Genomic DNA, 18,915 nt, shown 5'->3' with positions numbered 1-18,915 from the left:
CACGGCGTCATACGTGCCGCAGCGCATCGACGATCGACAGCCGCGCCGCGTGCCGCGACGGCAGCCACGCGGACAGCCCGGCCACGCATGCGAGCCCCGCGAACGTGACGGCGATGGTTCGCCACTCGCCCCACACGCGCACCGTCAGCGCGACCGCGTCGATGCGCGCGGGCGGCGTCCAGGCCAGCCCGCTGTGATTGACGGCCGCGGCGATCGCGAGCGCCGCCAGCACGCCGAGCGATGCGCCGGCCACGCCGAGCAGCGCGCCCTCGCAGACGAACAGCGCCTGAATGCCGCCGCGCCGCATGCCCATCGCGCGCAGCGTGCCGATCTCGACCGTGCGCTCGATGATCGCGGTGCTCATCGTGTTGCTGATCACGAACAGCACGATCGCGCTGATCAGCACGAACACGAAACCGAAGATCACCGAGAACATCCGGTTGGTCTGGTCGTAGAACGGGTTCAGCGTCGCGAAATCGACGACGTCGAGCGGCTGGCCGTCGAAGCCGCCGCGCAGCAGCTGCTCGATGCGCGCGCGCGCCGCCGGCAGATCGGCCGTGCGCGCGAGCTGGATCTCGAGGGCGGTCGCGCGCGGCTCGGCGCCGCCGTACACGAGCCGCTGCGCCTGCGGCAGACGCACCGCGAGATACACGTCGTCGAGCTCCTTCACGCCCTGCTGCTCCGCCTTCACGACCGAGAAGCGGCCGACGTTCGGCGCGCCGCCCGCACTCGCGGTCAGCACCTCGATGTGGGTCGCGCCGTCGCCGGCCGGCTGCGAGCCGGCCTCGCCCTGCGCGAGCGCGAGCACGTCCGCCGGGGCACTCGCGTCCGGGCCGGTGGCGGCGGGCGCGGCCGGCCCCGGCGGCGCATCGCGGCAATCCGCCACGTGCAGCGGCCCGCACAGGTGCAGCACGCGTGCGACGCCGAGCCCGACCACCGCCGCATCGTCGGCGCTGCCGCGCAGCGCGAACGCGCGCGGGCGCAGCGGAAAACCGTATGCGTTCCACTGCTGCATCCGGTACTGGTCGTCGGGAATCGCGCCGAATCCCATCACGGTGCGCGACACGCCGGCCGCGAAATTGCCGGCGATGCCGCCGAACTGCAGCGTCGGCGTGACGACCTGCAGCATCGGCGCGAGCTGCGGGTCGCGCCGCAGGAGGTCGATCAGCGCCGCATAGCGGCGGATCCCGTACGCGGCCGGATCGCCCGTGCCGTACAGGTAATAGCCCTGCCGCTGGATCTGCAGGTGACCGCTGCGCTGCACGAAGTCGGTTTGCAGCCCGAGCGTGATGTCGCGGCTGAAGCCGCCGAACAGCAGGATCGCGCTGACGCCGACGATCATCGCGAGCAGCGTGGTCAGCGAGCGCCGGCGGTTGCGCTGCAGGTTGCGCAGCGCGAGCATCAGCGTATGGATCATCGGCCCACCTCCTGTGCCGCCGCGCCTTCGCCGGCCCGTTCCCGGCCGACGATGCGGCCGTCGAGAATCCGGATCACCTCGTCGGCGACGCTCACCACCTGCGGGTCGTGCGACGACACGATGAACGACACGTCGCGCTCGCGCTGGATCGTGCGCATCAGCGCGATGATCGCGTGGCCGGTGGCGCTGTCGAGGTTCGCGGTGGGTTCGTCCGCCAGCACCATCGCAGGCTCGGCCGCCAGTGCCCGCGCGATCGCGACCCGCTGCCGCTGGCCGCCCGACAGCTGGCTCGGCCGGTGCCGCGCCTTGTCGGCCAGCCCGACCGCGTCGAGCAGGTCGCGCACCCGCGCCGCGCGCCGCGCCGGCGGCCAGCCCGCCATCAGCAGCGGATACTCGACGTTCTCGTACGCGGACAGCACCGGCAGCAGGTTGAACGTCTGGAACACGTGGCCGACATGGCGCGCACGGAAATCGGACAACGCATCGTCGGACAGCGACGCGGTATCGTGGCCCGCGATCGTCACGCGCCCGCTGTCGGGGCGGTCGATGCAGCCGATCATGTTCAGCAGCGTCGTCTTGCCGCTGCCCGACGGCCCGCTCAACACGGTGAAGCGCCCGGCCTCGAGCGTCGCCGACACGTCGGCGAGCCCGGTCACGCGCACGCTGTCGAGCAGGTAGGTCTTCGACAGGTGTTCGACGCTCACGAGGCTCATGATGCACCTCCCGCGCGCACGGGCGCCGCCGGCGCTGCCTGCGCTGCCTGCGCTGCCTGCGCTGCCTGCGCTGCCTGCGCGGCGCGCGCATCCGCGCCTGCCGCGCCTGCCGCGCCGGGCACGGCCGGCAGGCCGCGTATCAGCCGCTGCAACTGCAGCCGGTAGGCAAAATGCTCGACCTCGATCACGTGCCGCGGCGTGCGATGGAACGCGATGCCGCCGCTCCAGTCCGACTTTCCGCGCTGGATCAGCCGGTCGATGTGCGCGGCCTTGCGCGGCGCCGCGTCGCGGGCATGCAGATAGCGCGCGAGCAACTGCGCCTGGTAGTCCATCAGCGGCCAGTTGCCGGTCGACGTCTGGAACAGCCCGATGAAGAACAGGTCGCGATGCTGTGCGTCGAACATGTTGAGGTACAGCGACGGCTGCTGCTTGCGCCATTGCAGATGCGCCTGGTCGATGAACGGAAAGCTTGGTCGATAGCCGGTCGCGTAGACGATCACGTCGACCGGCTCCTCGCGGCCGTCGGCGAACACGACGCGATCGCCCTTCAGTTCCCGCACGTCGGGCCGCGCATCGAGATCGCCGTGGCCGAGGTGGTAGAACAGCGTCGAGTTGATGATGAAATGCGACTCGAACAGCTTGTGGTCCGGCTTGCGCAGCCCGTAGTCCTCCGGCTGCCCGGCCGTCGTCAGCCGCAGCAGCCGCTCGCCGAAGAAGCGGCGCGCCCACAGCGGCATGCGCAGCCGCAGCGGCCATTCAGCCCACTGGTCGGCCGGTATCCCGAACAGGAATTTCGGCCAGTAGTAGTAGCCGCGCCGCGTGCTGTGGAACACCGCGCGCGCATGGTGGGACGCCTCGACCGCGATGTCGCAGCCCGAATTGCCCGCGCCGACCACGAGCACGCGCCGGTCGCGAAAGATCTCCGGCGTGCGGTATTGCGACGAATGCAGTTGCAGCCCGTCGAAGCGGCCCGGATAGTCCGGCAGTTGCGGATGCGACAGATGCCCGTTGCAGACGATCACGCCGCGATAGGTGCGCACTTCGCCGCGGTCCAGCTCGACGCGCCACCCCGAGCCGCCGGCAACCGGCGCGATCTCGAGCACCGAGCGGCCGAACTCGATCCGGTCGTACACGCCGAAGCGCCGCGCATACGCCCGCAGGTACGCGAGCGCCTGGTCGCCGCGCGCATACGTCGGGTAGTCGTCGGGAATCGGAAAGTCGGTGTACTCCGAAAACCGCTTCGAGCTGATCATGTGAATCGAGCGATACACCGCGCCGCTCGGCCGGCCGTAGTACCAGTTGCCGCCGACGTCGTCCTCGCGCTCGATCACGTCGAAGCCGATTCCGGCCGCGAGCAGGTTCTTCGCGGCGGTGATCCCCGCCGCGCCCGCGCCGATGATGCAGTACCGCGCGCCGTCGTTGCGCTCCGTCATGGTGGATTTCCCCTTTCCGTTCAAAGAACCGGCGCGGCCTGCGTGCCGGTCGCGCCGGCCAGCCGCGCATCGCGCAGATCGGCGATCGATGCGCCGCCGCGATCGGCGATCGCAAAGCGGCCGTCCGGGTAGCACAGCAGCAATTCGGCGTCGGCGGCACGCGCGGCGCCGAACGCGATGCCGCCGATGCGCCATGTGCGCGGCGGTTCGCCGTCTGCGGGCCACGCGCCGAGCAGCACGCGCAACACGTTCTCCAGATGATTGACCGGCAGCCAGATCTGCGGGCACGGCGCCGCGCCGCGCGCGTCGCCCTCGCCCGGCGCGCGCCACAACGCATCGGCGTCGGCGGCCCTGACCTGCGCGATGCCGCCGCGCCAGTCCGCGTCGGGCAGCAGGTCGCCGCGCCAGATCGCGCACGTGGCCGGCCGGACCGCATCGTCCTGCCCGTCGTGCGGCAGCGGCACGGTCGCACCCGCGGGCGGATGACTGCGGTACACGAACGTCGCATCGAGCAGCACGCGGCCGGCGAGCGAGGCGCACCGCACCGTCACGTGCCAGCCGTCGCCGGCCGTGCGGCCGGTCACGTCGGTGTCGAGCGCGAGATCGCCGTGGGCGTCGAGCGCGTCGGCGAGCGCATCGAGCGCGACCGTCACGTCGACGGCTTCATGCAGGTACGCGCGCTCGCCATCGGGCGGCGCCACCCAGTCGGCCACGACGCGCGCGTGCTCGAGCAGCAGCGACACGGGCACCGCCGCGCGGCCGCCGAAGCGGAATGCGCGCGTATAGGGCGCGTTGGCCGCACGATAGCGCGTCGAGAAAAACGCGAACGGCCGGAATCGCCGCGGCTCGCCCGCGTGGTGCCGGCGTGTCGCGAGTTCGCCGAGATTCGGCAAGCCGTCGACCGCATCGAAGCCGCGCAGCTGGATCGGCGTCAGCGCACGGCCGACGGCGCCCATGTACATCGGTTCGCCGCCGCCGGACGCCGCGGGCGTGGCCGGCTGCGCGAGTTCCGCAAGCCAGTGCCGCACGCCGTCGGCGATGCGCATCGGCGTCACATAACGCCGCGTGACGGCGAGGTTCGTGATCATGCCGACGCCGTCCCACGTCGGCCACACGAGCGTCTTCACGTTGCGCCCGGGCGCATCGCGGCGCGCCCACCAGCCGAGCCGCGCGAGCGCCTCGTTCGCGGCCGCGTAGTCGGTCTCGCCCGTCATGCCGCCCCAGCGGCCGGTCAGCGAGCCGACGTTGACGAAGCAGCCGACACGCGGCCGCTCGCGCACCGCCGCGTACAGATTCATGAAGCCGAGCACCTTCACGCGCGCGGTGCCGACGAATTCGTCCGCGGACTTGCGCGGCAACCGCACCGGCTGGTCGATGCCGGCGTTATGGATCACGCCGCGCAACCGCGCGCCGAATGCGTCGCACAGCGCGCGCACGGCGTTCGCATCGGTCACGTCGCATACCCGGTAGCGCACCGGCAGGCCGAGCGCGGCCGCGGCGTCGAGCGACGCCTTCAGCTCGCGGCGCCGTTCGAGTTGCTGCAGCGTGTGCCGGATCGCCTTGGGCGGCCGCTCCGGCGTCGCCTGGCGCAGCAGGTCGAGCCCGTAGCGCCTGAAGCCCGCATCGTCGAGCGCGAGCCACGGCTCGTCGCCGGCCGGCGGCGCGTCGCGCCCGGTGACGATCACCGTGCAGCGATACCGCTTCGCGATCTCGCAGGCGGCCAGGAACCCGATGCCGCGTGCGCCGCCCGAGAACAGCACGACGTCGTCGGGCCCCCAGTCGGGTGCCGCTTGCGCCGGCAGGTCGTCGCGGGTCGCGACGAGCGTGTGGCGGCGCCCGCCGCGATGGCCGACCTCGAAGCGCCCCCAGCGATACAGCTCGCGTGCGATCAACCCGTCGACGCGACCGGTTTCGTCCGGCGCGATGTCGAGCACGCGCACGTTGCAGTTCGGCAGTTCCTGCGGCAGCGTCTTCGCGAGCCCCGCCCACAATCCGCCGAGCGGCTGCACGAGCGCATCGTCGCCGTATCCCATCAGCCCGTCCTGCCAGGTGAGCGCGAGATAGAACAGCCGCGACGTCGCTTCCTCCTGCACCCAGTCGCCGTAGCACGCCTGCAGCAACGCGACCGTGCGGCGCAGCGGCGCTTCCCACTGATCGCGCGCGTCGAGCGAAAACGGCGCCTCGACGCCGAGATCGACGATCCCGTCGAACGGGCCCGACTGTGCAACGAACGTGTTCGCGGCCGCCGCCGGATCGACGCCGTCGGCCGGGGCGAACACCGCCGGCTTCGCGCAGGCGCGCGCAAGCGCCGCCACCACGCGCTCGACCGTGCGGCCGAGGCCGTTGACGATCGCGATCCGCTTGCCGCTCAGTTCGGCCGCCGGCCGTTCCGGCAGCGGTTCGATCTCGACCGGCCGCCACGTGAAGCGGTGAGTTGGTGCGTCGTCCGTGTCGACGCCGGCGTCACGCCGTGCTTCGGACGCCGTCGCGTCGCGTTGCAGAAACGCCAGCACGTCGGGCGCCAGCGTCGGCCCGACGGCAGGCCCGGGCGTGGCCGCCGTCGCCACGCTTGCCGCCCGTTCGCCGCCGGCCGTCGCGGCCGGCGCACCCGTGAACGGACACGCCGCGCCGCGCGAAGCCGGCACGCGCGCATCGCGCCCGGCAGGCGCGGCGCTCGTGTGCTCGCGCGATCTCGGCCGGGCGACCAGCTGGATACCGTCGCGCGGGCGCAGCGAAATCGTCGCGCCCGTGTCGAGCGAACGACCGGGCACCGCGCTCAGATCGACGTGCTGCGCGACCACCGCGATCAGCACGCGGATCTGCAGCAGCGCGGTCTGATAGCCGATGCACTTGCGCATCCCGCCGCCGAACGGAAAGTACGCGTACTTGTGCCGCGTCGGCGCGTGCGGCCCGAAGTTTTCCGGATCGAATGCGTCCGGGTTGGCCCACAGCGCCGGATGACGATGCGTGACGTACGGCGACATGAATACCGACGAGCCGGCCGGCACGTGATAACCGCCGATCTCGTCGTCGTCGACCAGGTCGCGCGTGAAGCCCCAGATCGGCGGATAGAGCCGCAGGATCTCGTCGACGGTCTGCACCAGATACGGCAGGCGCGCGATGTCGTCGGCCGCGGGCGCGCGACCGCCGAGCACCGCATCGAGCTCCTCGCGCAGCCGGCGCAGCACGTCCGGATGCTGCGCGAGCGCATAGAGCCCCCACGCCATCCCGCTGCCGGTCGTTTCGTGGCCGGCCAGGAACACCGTCATCACCTCGTCGTGCACCTCGCGCTCGGTCAGCGGCGCGCCCGTGTCGGGGTCGCGCGCGGCGAGCAGCAGCGCGATCACGTCGCTCGTCTCGCAGCGTCCCGCGCGATGCTCGGCGACGATCGCATCGACGATCGTGTCGATCCCGCGGCGCGCACGTGCGATCCGGCGGTTGAACGGCGTCGGCATCCAGCGCGGCACGAAATCGTTCATGTTGCCCTGCGGCATCATCGCCTCGATGCCGAAGCGCACCGCCGGCCCGACCTCGTCCGCATGCCGCGAGATGTCCGCGTTGAACAGCATCAGCCCGAGCATGCGCAGGCTCACGCGCATCATCTCCTCGACCGCGTCGAACGGCGCATGCGCGGGCCGCTTCAGCCAGCGCTCGACGAGCGCGAGCGCCGCGTCGCCGACGGCCGCCGTATGCGATTCCACCTGCTTGCGGTGAAAAAGCGGCTGCACGACCCGCCGGTGACGCCGCCAGAACTCGCCGTCCGTCGTCAGCAGGCCGTCGCCGAAGAACATCTTGAAGTTGTCGTAGAAGCGGCCGCGCACGTAGTTGCGGTGATTGTCCTGCAGCACGTGCTGGACACCGTCCGGATGCGCGAGCGCATGCGTGAGGAACGGGCCCAGCCGGTTGCGGGCGATGTCGCCGTACTGCTGCTGAAGCTTCAGCAGCATCGTGACGGGATTGCGCTTGTATTCCGCGAGGTTGCCCATCACGACGCTGCCGCGCGGGCCGGGCGCGAGACGCTTCGTGCTCATGCCGACACCTGCTCGGAAGCCGCGTGCGCGGCGAGCCGCGCGTCGATCTCGCCGCGCGTGGCGAACGCGCCGGTCACGCGGTGCACGTAGCCGGTCACGATGCCCGTCACGTCGCGCATCTGCATCAGGATGCGGCCGTCCGGGCGCACCGCGACGAACCGGTTGCCGCTGCTCGCCGGCCCTTCGAGCGCGAAGGCGCGCGGCGTCACGCGCAGCGCGATCGACGCGTGGCGGGCGGCCAGCTCGCAGTCGTTGCCGGCTTCGTACAGGTCGATGCGGCCGATCGACATCGGCGCCGCGAGCGGGATGTAGTCGCCGGCGACATGATCGAGCGCCGCCACGCGCGCGAGCCCGTCGAGCAGGATGCTCGGCACCACGAAGCGCGAGAACACCGGATCGCCGTCCGGCACGTTCAGCCGGAAGCGCGCCTGCTTGCCCGTTTCGCTCATGCCGGTGTCGGTCGTCGACACGAACATGCCGGTCAGTCTCACGGGCGCCGCGTCGAAGTGATACGGATCGGCGACGGGCACAAACGTCCCGCCCGGCGGTTCGTTCCATACGGGTGCCGGCGCGTAGGCCGCGGCCAGGCGCACGGTGATCTCGAAGTGCGGCTTGTCGCGCACGAGAACCTGGCCGGCGGGCGCCAGCACGTCGCCGGAGATCCGCACGTGCACGAGCACGGCGTCGCCGTCGCGCGCGGCGATCCTCGCGTGGATGCGCTTCACGCTCGGCCGCTTCGCGTCGTAGACGCGCAGGAAGTGCAGGAACGCCGCGTCCGCGAATCCGACGACCTTGAGCCCCGGCACGAGCCGCAGCGCGGCTTCGGCGGCCACTTCGGGCACGAACGTGCCCGGCAGCGTCGGAAAACCGTTGACGACGTGATGCCGCAGGTACGCGTCGCGCTCGAGATCGAACACCCGCTCGAAGGTCACGCTGTCGTCCGTGCGCGCCAGCTCGCGGCCGAGATAGAAATCCGGATCGCGCGGCGTGGCGACGCGGGGCACCGCTTCAGCGTCGTCGAGATCGAAGTAGCCGGGCAGGTGCGTCTCGATCGCCCGTCGCTCGGCCTCGCCCAGATGCACGGACATCGCCGCGCGCTCGCCGAGACCGAGCTCGCGCATGAAATGATGCTGCCCTTCCGCGGTGCGCATGCTCGTGAACAGGCCGCTCTTCTCGAGAAACGCGCGCGTGACCGGATTCGAGCCGAGCCCCACCGAGCGCCACAGCGTCCAGCCGATCGTGAATTCGTCGTGGCCGAGCGCCGCGCGGTGATACGACGCCTGCGTGTTCAGGAAGTCGTTGCCCGACGCGTAGTCGGTTTCGCCGGCCTGGCCCGTCAGGCCGATGAACGACCCGAAGTTGCACCACAGGCGCGGCTGCCGGGCGCCGAACGCGTCGCGCAGGTTCCAGTAGCCGCGCACCTTGATGTCGCGCACCGCGACGAAGTCGTCCAGCGACTTCACGAGCACCGACGCGGAACGGTTCAATCCGGCCGCGTTGACCAGCAGGTCGACGCGCGGCTCGCGCGCGAGAATCGTGTCGACGGCCGTGCGCAGGCTGTCGGGGTCCAGCACGTCGGCGCGCAGGTACGTCACGCGATGCGCGCCGCTGAATGCGCGCATCGCCTCGATGTTCATGCACGCCGTGCGTGCGTCCGCGCGCCGCTCGAACGCGCGGATGATCGCCGGCAGCGGCCGCTCCGGATGCCGTGCCTTCTGCTGGCGGATGTAATCGGGGCGGCTCTTCGCGAACGCCTCGTCGTCCATCGCGAGCAGGTCTGCATCGACCTCGTCGAGCGCGCTGCTGCCGATCAGGTACAGCGTCGGGCGCACATGCGCGGCCAGCGTCTTCATCAGTTCACCGGTGATCCCGCGGGCGCCGCCGACCGCGACGACGACCGCGTCGGGCCCGAGCGCCAGGCGCTCGTCCGCGCGCAGCTCGCCCGCGTCCTCGATCACGCGCGGCGTGCGGCGACGCCCGCCGCCCAGCGCGACGACCGGCAGCCAGTGTTGTGCGCCGCTTTCGCGCTCGGCATCGCGCAGCGCGTCGGGCAGCGAGCGGGCGTCGGTCAGCACGGCCACCGGGCGCGCTTCCGGCATCTCGATCGCAAGCGCCTTCACGAGACCGGTGTAGAGCCCGGCATCCGGATGCGGCACCTCGCCCGCGAGCGCATCGAGCAGCAGCACGACGAAGCTGCCGTCGCGCTTGAGCGCCGCATGGCAATGCTTGATCGCGAGAAACGCGAGATCGTGCAGCGCGAGCCGCGCGGGCGCGGCCGGCGCCGCGGCGCCTGGCGCGAGCGTGCCGGCATCGAGCGACGTCAGCACGCGTACGTGGCCGATGTCGTCGGGCAGCCCGGCGAGTACCGTTTCGTCGATTCGCTCGATCCAGTGCCAGCCCGGCCGGTTCGCGGCGAACGGACGCGTCGACAGCACCACGCAGCCGGGGCCCGGATCGGCCTGCGCGGCGAGCGCTTCCGGCATGTCGGTGACGATCACGCAACGCGGCGCGATGAACGGCGTCGACCGCCCCGCGGGCCGCCACGGCGCATCCCGCCATTCGATCCGGTATCGTGCGACGCCGAGCGGCTCGCCGTCGGCCGCGACGCCGGTCCGGCGCAACGCGCCGGGCAGCAACGTACCGGGCCCGACGGGCGCGGCAACCGGCGCAGGCGCAGGCTGCACGGCCTGCACCGGCACGGCTCCGGCTCCGGCTTGCGGTTCGCGCGGGGCGGCCGCCTGCGCGGCGGCCGGCTCGCAGGCGACGTGCAGCGCATAGCGCGGCCGGTCGCCGCCGCTGTCGCGCGCCAGCGTCACGTCGGGGGTACGCGCAACGATCGCGCGCAGCACGTCGATCGCCGCATCGGCGCCCGCATACGTGACCGCGCGGCCCGTCGCATCGCACGGCGCGGCCGGCTCGACCGCGGCCCGCGCGTCGCCGCCGCCGACCACCGCGAGCACCGGCAGCCCTTCGGCCTGCGCGTGCCGCACGGTCGTCACCGCGAACAGCACGATGCCCTCCGCGAGCGGCAGCCCGAATGCCGGCCCCACCTCCTCCGCGGCGTTGCCGTTGATCCCGCCGACGATCGCCATGTCGAGCTCGCCGCTGCACAGGAAACGCTCGGCCGCCTCGAACGCGGCGAGCGTCGACGCGTGGCCTGCGTCCACCGTCATGTTCATCCCGTGCAGATCGTGATAATTCGCGACGCGCGCCGGGATCACGTTCGGCATCATCCCGGGAAACGAGTTTTCGGTGGTCGGCGCGACGAGCCGCCGCGTCGCCTCGCGCAGGCCGTCCAGCAGGCGTTCGGTCGTCGCACGCTCGTCCGGCAGCGTCGCGTCGAGCACCGCCGCCGCGATGTCGTCGAGATAGCAGCGGCTCGCATATAGCGCCGCGTTGCGCGTGGGCCCCATGTGCCCCATCACGAGCCCGATCGTGTCCGCATGCTCGCCCCAGAACGTGCCGAGACGTTCGCGCAGGTCGTGCGCGGCATCGAGCGCCATCAGCTGGCAGCGATCGAGCGCGCGCAACACGGCCGGCGGCATCTTCACGCGCGCGAAGCTCGGCAGCGGATAGCCGATCCCGAAGCTCGCGTCCGGCGCGCGGCCTTCACCGCGCAGCCAGGCCGCGACCTCGGCGTCGCCGTCGAGACCGGGAAACTTCGCCGACCACCCGACGATCGCCAGCGGTTCGCGCTGGAAGCGGCCGCTCGCGCCGCCGGCCGGCAGATCGGCGCGGTACTCCGACACGATCAGGTGGCCGTTCGTGCCGCCGAAGCCGAACCCGGACACCGCCGCGACGCGTGCCGAATCGCGCCGGGCCGGCCATTCGACGGGTGCCACCGGGATCCGCAGGTTCGTGCCGTCGAGATCGAATTCCGGCGGCGGTTCGCTGAAGCGATGCTGGGGCGGAATCACCTGATGGCGCAAACCGAGCAGCACCTGGATCACCGATACGACGCCGGCCGCCCAGCCGGTATGCCCGACCAGCGACTTGTTGGAAGTCACCTGCACCGGGCGATCGCGCCGGATCGCATCGCGCAGGCTCTGGAATTCGGCGAGATCGCCGGCCGGCGTGCCGGTGGCATGCGCCACGACCCAGTCGACGTCGGCGGGCACCGTCGCGGTGCGCGCATACGCGCGGTCGATCGCGATGCGCTGGCCGGCCGAATTCGGCGCGTAGATCGCCTTGCCCTTCCCGTCCGACGACGAGCCGAACGACTTCAGCACGCCGAGAATGCGGTCGCCGTCCGCCCGCGCGCGCGTCAGGCGCTTCAGGATCACGACACCCGCGCCGTCCGCGAACAGCACGCCGTCGCAGTTGCGATCGAGCGGCCGCACCTCGCCGCTGCGCGACAGCCCGTGCAGCTTCGAAAACAGGATCGAGCCGCGCGGTGCGAGCGCGAATGCGCCGCCGCACGCGACCACGTCCTGCTTGCCGAGCAGCAGTGCCTTGATCCCGAGATCGATCGAATACAGCGACGACGAACACGCGGTGTCGACCATCATGTACTCCGCGTCGTCCGGCAGCACGCCCTTCATCGCATTCAGGCCGACCCGATGCGGGAAGAACGACGCAAGATCGCCCGCGCCGCGCGCATAACGCGCGCTCAGCACCGCATCGATCGCGGCCACGCGGCGCGCGCGCTCGGCCGCGTCGACGCCCGCGTCGGCCAGCACCGCGTTCAGGCGCTCGCGCGCGGCGGCCAGCACCATGCCTTCCTCGAGATGCTGGCTGCCGTCCGCCGTGTAGCCGACCAGGAACGCGACGCGGTCGGCATCGCGCAGCGTCACGCCGTCGAGCGCCTGGCACAGTGCGTGGCGCAGCCACAGCGTCGTGAGCTCGCGCGGCGCGGTGCCGGCGTCGAGTTCGGCGCGCACCGTCGAGCACGGCTCGAACTGTTCGATGAAGACCGAGCGCGACTGGTAGCTCTTGTCTTCCGCCGACGTATCCGGCGAGTAGAACGACCGGTAGTCCCAACGATCCGGCGGCACGTTGCCGAACAGCTCGGGGCCGTCCAGCAGCGCGCGCCAGAATGCGTCCGGATCGCTCGCACCGGGCAATGCGAGACCCATGCCGACCACGGCGATGTCGTCGCTGTCCGGTGCGTCGCGCTCCGATGCGTCGTCGGCCGGCGCGGCCGGTTGCGCGACGGCCGCGGCGGCGCCCGCATCCTGCCCGGCGTTCGCCCATTCGGCGCGCGGCGACAATCCCTCGCTGCACAGCGACAACCCGCCATCCGCGACGACCACCTGTCCGGTAATCCAGCGTGCGGCATCCGACGCGAGAAACACGACGAGATCGGCGAGATCCTCCGCGCGCGCGAGCCGCTTCAGCGGCGTCGCCGCGATGCTCGAGCGCTTCGTGTTCTCCGGGTCCGGAAACTGCGCGGCGACGTCGCCGTCGATCAGCGTCGACGATGCGCCGTTCACCCGGATCTGGCGCCCCGCATACTCGACCGCGAGATAGCGCGTCAACGATTCGAGCGCCGCCTTCGCGGTGCCGACGACGAGATAGTTCGCGGGCACGAGCGTCGCGCCCACCGACGACACATTGACGATCGCGCCGCCGCCCGAACGCACCATCAGCGCCGCGGCGCGGCGTGCGCACCAGAACGCGCCTTTCAGGTTGGTGTCGAGCGCGCGATCAAAATGCTCGGCGCCGATCTCGTCGACGCCGAGCAGCGCGCCGGACGCCGCATTGTTGACGAGCACGTCGAGGCGGCCGTAGCGCCGTTCGATCTCGTCGAACATCCGGTCAACCTGCGTCTGCTGCGCGACCGACGCACGGATCACGTCGACGGTCGCGCCGAGCGCGCGCAGTTCCTCGGCCGTCTCCTTCGACGCGTCGAGCGAATGGAAGAAATTCAGGATCACGTGCGCGCCCTGCTCGGCGAAACGCCTGCAGATTGCCTTGCCCACGTTTTTCGCACCGCCCGTCACGAGAACGAGCTTGCCGCGCATGCTGGTATTCGACATGGATCGCCTGCCTATCGAGAACTTGTCATTACGGGCAGGGCCCCCCCCTGCCGACCAACGTTTCGGCCCACGGCCGTCAGGCGTGCGCCTTTCCCTGGTTCTCGTAGACGAAATCGACGATCTGCCCCATCGCCTTGAAGTCGCCGCTGCGGAAATTCGCGGGCAGCGGCGGCAACGCATAACGTGCGGTGATGCGCTGGATGATCTCGGTTTGCTTGACCGAGTCGATACCGAGTTCGGCTTCGAGCTCGATCGATTCGGAGAACACCTCGGCCGGATATTCCATCGCCTGCGCGTAGATATCGACGAGCTCCGAGAACAGCCGCTCGCGCGGCACGTGCGCGGGCCGCGCCGCTGCAACCGCCGCGGGCGCCGTCACCGGCTCACCCGGAGCATGCAGCACCGCCGGCGCCGGAGCAGGCGCCAGCGCGGCCCCGCCCACTGCCGCGAGGCGCGGCGTGGGCGCGACGATCGGTTCCGGCTGCGGCGCGAACGGCGTCGCCGTCGGTGCGGCCCCTGCCGGCACCGCGCCCGCCGCGTCGAACGCGTGGCGCAGTTCGCCCTTGAGCCAGTCGACGATGTGCGGTCCGCGCGCGTGCCAGAACGCGTCGAAGCCGGAGCCGGCGTTACCGATGCGAATATCGTCTTTCATGATGGTGTCCTCCTGGAAATAACGGGTGATCGTCGTGACGACGCTCGATTCCTCTGCCACGTTCGACGGGCCGCCGAACGTCCTGACCGCGCCCGGCCCCACGATGCGCACGACGATGCGCGCCAGCGCATTGAGCCCGCCGCACTCGACGTAGCGGTCGATGCCGTCCGCGCGCGCGGCGCGAATCGCGTCCGCGAAGCGCACCGGCATCACGAAATGCGACGCGAGCCGCATGCCGGGATCGTCGGCGCCGCTATAGCGGCGGCCGAGGATCGGCGAATACACCGGAATCGCGAGCGCGCCGGGCCGATATGCGGCAAGCCGCGCGGCGAACTGTGCGCGCGCGCCGGCCAGGTCGGGGTGATGAAAGCCATACGGAGACCGGAGCGTCTGCGCGGTCACGCCTTGCGCCGCGCAGGCCGAGACAAAATCTTCCAGCGCGTCGCGCGGGCCGGACACGACGGTCTGCGACGCATGGTTCTCGACCGCGATGCAGACGTTGCGCACCCCGTGCGTGAGCGCGCTCGCGTCGATCAGCGCGAGTGTCGCGTCGGCGCCGGCCGAAATCGCGGCCATCATGCCGTCGGCCGGTGCCGCGGCCTGCAACGATGCAATCCTGTCGCACACGATCCGCGCGCCCTGCTCGATCGAATACATCCCGCCGCACACCAGCGCCGCGATTTCGCCGAAGCTGTGTCCGATCAGCAGGTCGGGGACGATGCCGCGTTCGCGCAGCACGCCGAACATCCCGACCGATGCGCCGAAGATCCCGAGCTGCAACAAGTCGGGCGCGTCGCGCAGCCACGTATCGAGCCCCGCGTCGTCGCGCCACAGCGAGCCGGTCAGCGGATGGCCGAGCCGCTCGCTCGCGACCGCGTCGATCGTGTCGAGCGTCTGCCGTACGCTGCGGTGTTCGTGTCCGAGTTGCCGCAACGCGCCCGCATAGAACGCCCCTTGTCCCGGGAACAGGAACGCGCAGCCGTGCGCTTGCGCGTCGCCCGCGTTCGGCCCGGTGCCGTTCAACCTGCGTCGTTCCATAATCCCAATCTCCCAAGGCTCTCGGCCAGCTTCAGTCTCGCGGTCCGCCACCTCGACACCGCGAGCACGCGCTGCCGGCGCGCATCCGCGAGCGCCGACTGCGCATTCAGCAGTTCCGTGAACGTGCCAACCCCGGCCTTGTAGCGGCCGCGGGCGATCTCGAGCGAATGCAGCGCGGTGTCGAGCAGATGCTGCGAGTTGTCGAGGTTCGTCGTGTCGGTCTGCAGGCTCTGGTAGCTCTTCCACACGTCGAGCGACACCTTGAGTTCGGTATTGCGCACGTCGGCTTCCTGCGCATCGGCCTGCGCCTTCGCCTCCGCGATGCGATACCCGGATGCGAAGCCCTCGAACAGCGGAATCGAAATCTGGATGCCGATCGAGTTGCTGTGACTGCTCTGCAACTGGAACAGCGACGGCTGCTGCTGGTATGACGGGTTGTTGCGCGTGAGGCTGCCCATCAGCGAAATCGTCGGCAGCGACTGGGCGCGCACCGCGCGGATCTGGTCGCGCGCCGCTTCGAGCCGCTCGCGCGCGGCGATCAGCTTCGGGTGATCGCGCTTGGCTTCGGCGATCAGGTTCGCGACGCCGCGCGTGAAATCGTCGCGATCGGGCGACGGTTCCGCATCGGCGATGCGCAGCGACGTGTCGGCGTCGGCGCCGAGCGTCGTCGCGAGCGTGCCGATCGCGTTCTGCAGGTCGCCCTCCGCGCTCACGCGATCGAGCAGTGCCTTGCGATAGGTCGTCTGCGCCTGCAACGCGTCGCCGAGCGTGCCTGCGCCGCCGTCGTGTCGCGCGCTCGCTTCGGCCAGGCTCTCCTGCGCGGCACGTTCGACCGCCTGGGCCGCCTCGAGCGCCGCCTGCGCGTCGCGCAGCGCATAGAACGCCTGCGCCGCGTCGTAGAAGACGCTCTGCAACGCGTCGTCGTGCGCCGCATTGGCCGCGCGCAGCAACGCACGCGCGCGGTCGAGGTTCGCGCCGCGCTTGCCGAAATCGAACAGCACCCAGCTCAGGTTGAGCATGCCGTAGCGGCTGGTGCTGCGCTGATCGCCGGAAAAGCCGCCCGTATAGGTCGTGTTCACGTTGTCGCGCTGGATCCCGGCCGTCGCGTTCAGCGTCGGCAGGTATGCGGCCTTCGACACGCCGACCTCGGCCGTCGCCGCGCGCGCGTCCGCCCACGTGCGGCTCAGTTGCGGATGGGAGCAGATCGCGAGCAGGATCGCGTCCTCGAGCGCGATCGGCCGGTCGTCGAGGCGCCGTGCGCCGCACGCGGTGGCCGATGCCATCGACCCGGCCTGCGTCGCCGCGACGTCGTCGCGCGTGCGATAGACGTCGAGCATCTGCGCGCCCGCCGGCAGCGCGGCGGCCAGCGCAACGGCGGTCAGCACGACGGCGAAGGGTCGCTTCATCATCTAGCGCCCCGCCACCGGCTGTACCGGACCGGCAACCGGACCGGCATCGTGCGGCGCCGGCCGGGTCGCGGCCGGTTCGCCGCCACGCGACTTCGCCGCGACCGCCGCGCGCATCGCCGCGGTCGATTGATCGAGCACGACCTTCCCGCCCTGCAGCATGATGACGCGCTGCGCGGACGCGATCGTCTCCGGCCGGTGCGCGACGATGAGCCGCGTCATCGCGAGCTGCGTGACAGCCGCATTGACCTGCATCTCGCGCTGAATGTCGAGATGGCTCGTCGCTTCGTCGAGCACCAGGATGCGCGGCCGCTTGTACAGCGCGCGCGCCAGCAGCACGCGCTGCTTCTGGCCGCCGGACAGCACGGTGCCCATGTCGCCGACGAGCGTGTTGTAGCCCATCGGCATCGCGGCGATGTCGTCGTGCACGGCCGCGATGCGCGCGCATTCGGCGACCCAGTCCGGGTCCGCTTCCGGATCGAAGAAGCTGATGTTCTCCGCGATCGACCCCGCGAACAGCACGTCGTCCTGCAGCACCGTGCCGACCAGCGCGCGCAGCCGCTCGATGCCGAGCCTGGCCACGTCGAGCCCGCCGATGCGCACGGCGCCGCCCGTCGGCTCGTGAATCCCGAGCAGCACGCTGATCAGCGTCGTCTTCCCGCAACCGGACTGCCCGACGATCGCGACCGATTCGCCGGCCGCGATCGTCGCATTGACGCCGTCCAGCACCAGCGGCTCGCCGTCCGCGTAGCGGAACGACAGCCCGTCGATCTCGATGCTCGGGTCGAGCGAGTCCACTTCGCCCGGCACGCTGCGCAGGCTCGCGTCGGGTTCCGCTTCCGCGAACACGATGTCGGCCAGCCGCTCGCCCTGCAACTGCAGCATCCTGACCTCGAAATACTTGTCGATCAGGCTGCCGACCCGGCTGTCGAACTGACTCTTGTACGCGTTGAACGCCATCAGCACGCCGACCGTGAACTGGCCGTCCATCACCATCCGCGCGCCGAGCCAGATGACCAGCACGTTCTCGATGCCGAACAGCAGCCCGTTGAGCTGCTGATAGAAAATCTGCAGCTTCTGCACGTGCAGGCTCGCATTGACCTGCTCGACCAGCAGCGTGATCCAGCTCGCGCGCCGCTCGATCTGGCGGTTGAACAGCTTGATCGTCTTCACGCCGCGCACCGTCTCGAGGAAATGGCTCTGCTGCTTGGCGGCGTGCACGATCTGATCCTCCGTCGCGCGCCGCAACGGGCCGTACCACATCCATCGGACGAGCGCGTACAACGCCATCGTCGCCAGCGCGACGAGGCCGAGCGTGCGGCTGTATACGAACATCATCGCCAGCGTGACGAGCGTCATCAGTCCGTCGATCACCGCACCGAGAAACGACGTGGTCAGCGTCTGCTGGATCGTGTCGATCGAGCCGAAGCGCGACACGACGTCACCGAGATGGCGGCGTTCGTAATAGCGCACCGGCAGGCTCAGCAGATGCGTGAACACGTTCGCGCGCCACTGGATGTTGAGCGTGACGCCGACATACATCAGCGCCCACGCGCGAATCGCGCCGGTCGCCTGCTGCATCAGCAGCAGCAGGCCGAAGCCGAGCGCGAGCACCGTCAGCAGGTCGCGATCGGCGCTGACGATCACTTCGTCGATCACCCATTGCAGGAAGAACGGCTGCACGAGCATGAAGACCTCGAGCGCGATCGCCAGCACCAGGATCTGCGCGAGCGAACGCGACAACCCCGACACCGGGCCCAGCAGTTCACGCAGCCTGACCGCCGGCCGCGCCGCGCGCGGCGCGAAGCCGGCGTTCGGCCACAGCTCCAGCGCGACGCCGGTGAACCCGCGCGAGACGTCGGCGAGCGACACCTTGCGAATGCCGTGCGACGGATCGTGGATCGTCGCGGTCTTGCCGTTCACTGCCTCCAGCACGACGAAGTGGTTGAAATTCCAGTGCAGCAGGCACGGCAGGCGCAACTGGCCGAGCTGCGCCATGTCGAGCTTCAACGCACGCGTGCCGAGCGACAGGCGCTGCGCGATCTCGATCACGCGCCCGAGGCCCGCGCCCTTCAGCGAGACCGGAAACTGTGTGCGCAGCGTCGCGAGATCCACGTGATGGCCGTGATAGCCGGCAATCATCGCGAGGCACGCGATGCCGCATTCGGCCGCTTCGGTCTGCAGAACCATCGGCAGCTTGCGGCCGAGGCCGAACGAGAGTCGATCGAGTAATCGCATGCGTGCGCC

General features: G+C 70.7%; 8 protein-coding genes. All 8 read right to left on the bottom strand.

The window, feature by feature from the left end:
* Window positions 1-7: 7 nt before the first annotated feature.
* Window positions 8-1,414: an FtsX-like permease family protein gene (locus E9536_RS08200; RefSeq protein WP_124544170.1), complete on the bottom strand. Its 1,407-nt coding sequence runs from the start codon at window positions 1,412-1,414 to the stop codon at window positions 8-10.
* Entirely contained in the window at window positions 1,414-2,130 is a 717-nt protein-coding gene (locus E9536_RS08195; protein WP_124532085.1) for an ABC transporter ATP-binding protein, read from the bottom strand. The genes E9536_RS08200 and E9536_RS08195 overlap by 1 nt, the downstream gene beginning before the upstream one ends.
* On the bottom strand, window positions 2,127-3,563 hold the full coding sequence (locus E9536_RS08190) for an NAD(P)-binding domain-containing protein (RefSeq protein ID WP_136469678.1): 1,437 nt from the start codon (window positions 3,561-3,563) through the stop codon (window positions 2,127-2,129). The genes E9536_RS08195 and E9536_RS08190 overlap by 4 nt, the downstream gene beginning before the upstream one ends.
* A 20-nt stretch (window positions 3,564-3,583) precedes the next feature.
* Entirely contained in the window at window positions 3,584-7,594 is a 4,011-nt protein-coding gene (locus E9536_RS08185) for a cytochrome P450 (RefSeq protein ID WP_136469677.1), read from the bottom strand.
* Complete coding sequence (locus E9536_RS08180; RefSeq protein WP_136469676.1) at window positions 7,591-13,572, bottom strand: SDR family oxidoreductase; 5,982 nt, start codon at window positions 13,570-13,572, stop codon at window positions 7,591-7,593. Before E9536_RS08180 ends, E9536_RS08185 begins: the two co-directional genes overlap by 4 nt.
* A gap of 76 nt (window positions 13,573-13,648) precedes the next feature.
* On the bottom strand, window positions 13,649-15,262 hold the full coding sequence (locus E9536_RS08175) for an acyltransferase domain-containing protein (RefSeq protein WP_136469675.1): 1,614 nt from the start codon (window positions 15,260-15,262) through the stop codon (window positions 13,649-13,651).
* On the bottom strand, window positions 15,244-16,671 hold the full coding sequence (locus tag E9536_RS08170; protein ID WP_136469674.1) for a TolC family protein: 1,428 nt from the start codon (window positions 16,669-16,671) through the stop codon (window positions 15,244-15,246). The genes E9536_RS08175 and E9536_RS08170 overlap by 19 nt, the downstream gene beginning before the upstream one ends.
* Window positions 16,672-18,906 carry a peptidase domain-containing ABC transporter gene (locus E9536_RS08165; protein WP_136469673.1) on the bottom strand — a complete coding sequence of 745 codons (2,235 nt, stop codon included), beginning with the start codon at window positions 18,904-18,906 and terminating at the stop codon, window positions 16,672-16,674.
* Between the last annotated feature and the right edge of the window lie 9 nt (window positions 18,907-18,915).

Origin of the sequence: Burkholderia sp. LS-044 (assembly GCF_004803625.1) — a bacterium.
Lineage (GTDB): Bacteria > Pseudomonadota > Gammaproteobacteria > Burkholderiales > Burkholderiaceae > Burkholderia > Burkholderia cepacia.
This window is presented reverse-complemented; position numbering and strand designations above follow the sequence as displayed.

What these genes read in the sequence shown, in the direction of transcription:
- E9536_RS08195 (WP_124532085.1), bottom strand. Translation starts at nt 2,130, where the DNA reads ATGAGCCTCGTGAGCGTCGAACACCTGTCGAAGACCTACCTGCTCGAC.
- E9536_RS08190 (WP_136469678.1), bottom strand. Translation starts at nt 3,563, where the DNA reads ATGACGGAGCGCAACGACGGCGCGCGGTACTGCATCATCGGCGCGGGC.
- E9536_RS08185 (WP_136469677.1), bottom strand. Translation starts at nt 7,594, where the DNA reads ATGAGCACGAAGCGTCTCGCGCCCGGCCCGCGCGGCAGCGTCGTGATG.
- E9536_RS08180 (WP_136469676.1), bottom strand. Translation starts at nt 13,572, where the DNA reads ATGTCGAATACCAGCATGCGCGGCAAGCTCGTTCTCGTGACGGGCGGT.
- E9536_RS08175 (WP_136469675.1), bottom strand. Translation starts at nt 15,262, where the DNA reads ATGGAACGACGCAGGTTGAACGGCACCGGGCCGAACGCGGGCGACGCG.
- E9536_RS08170 (WP_136469674.1), bottom strand. Translation starts at nt 16,671, where the DNA reads ATGATGAAGCGACCCTTCGCCGTCGTGCTGACCGCCGTTGCGCTGGCC.
- E9536_RS08165 (WP_136469673.1), bottom strand. Translation starts at nt 18,906, where the DNA reads ATGCGATTACTCGATCGACTCTCGTTCGGCCTCGGCCGCAAGCTGCCG.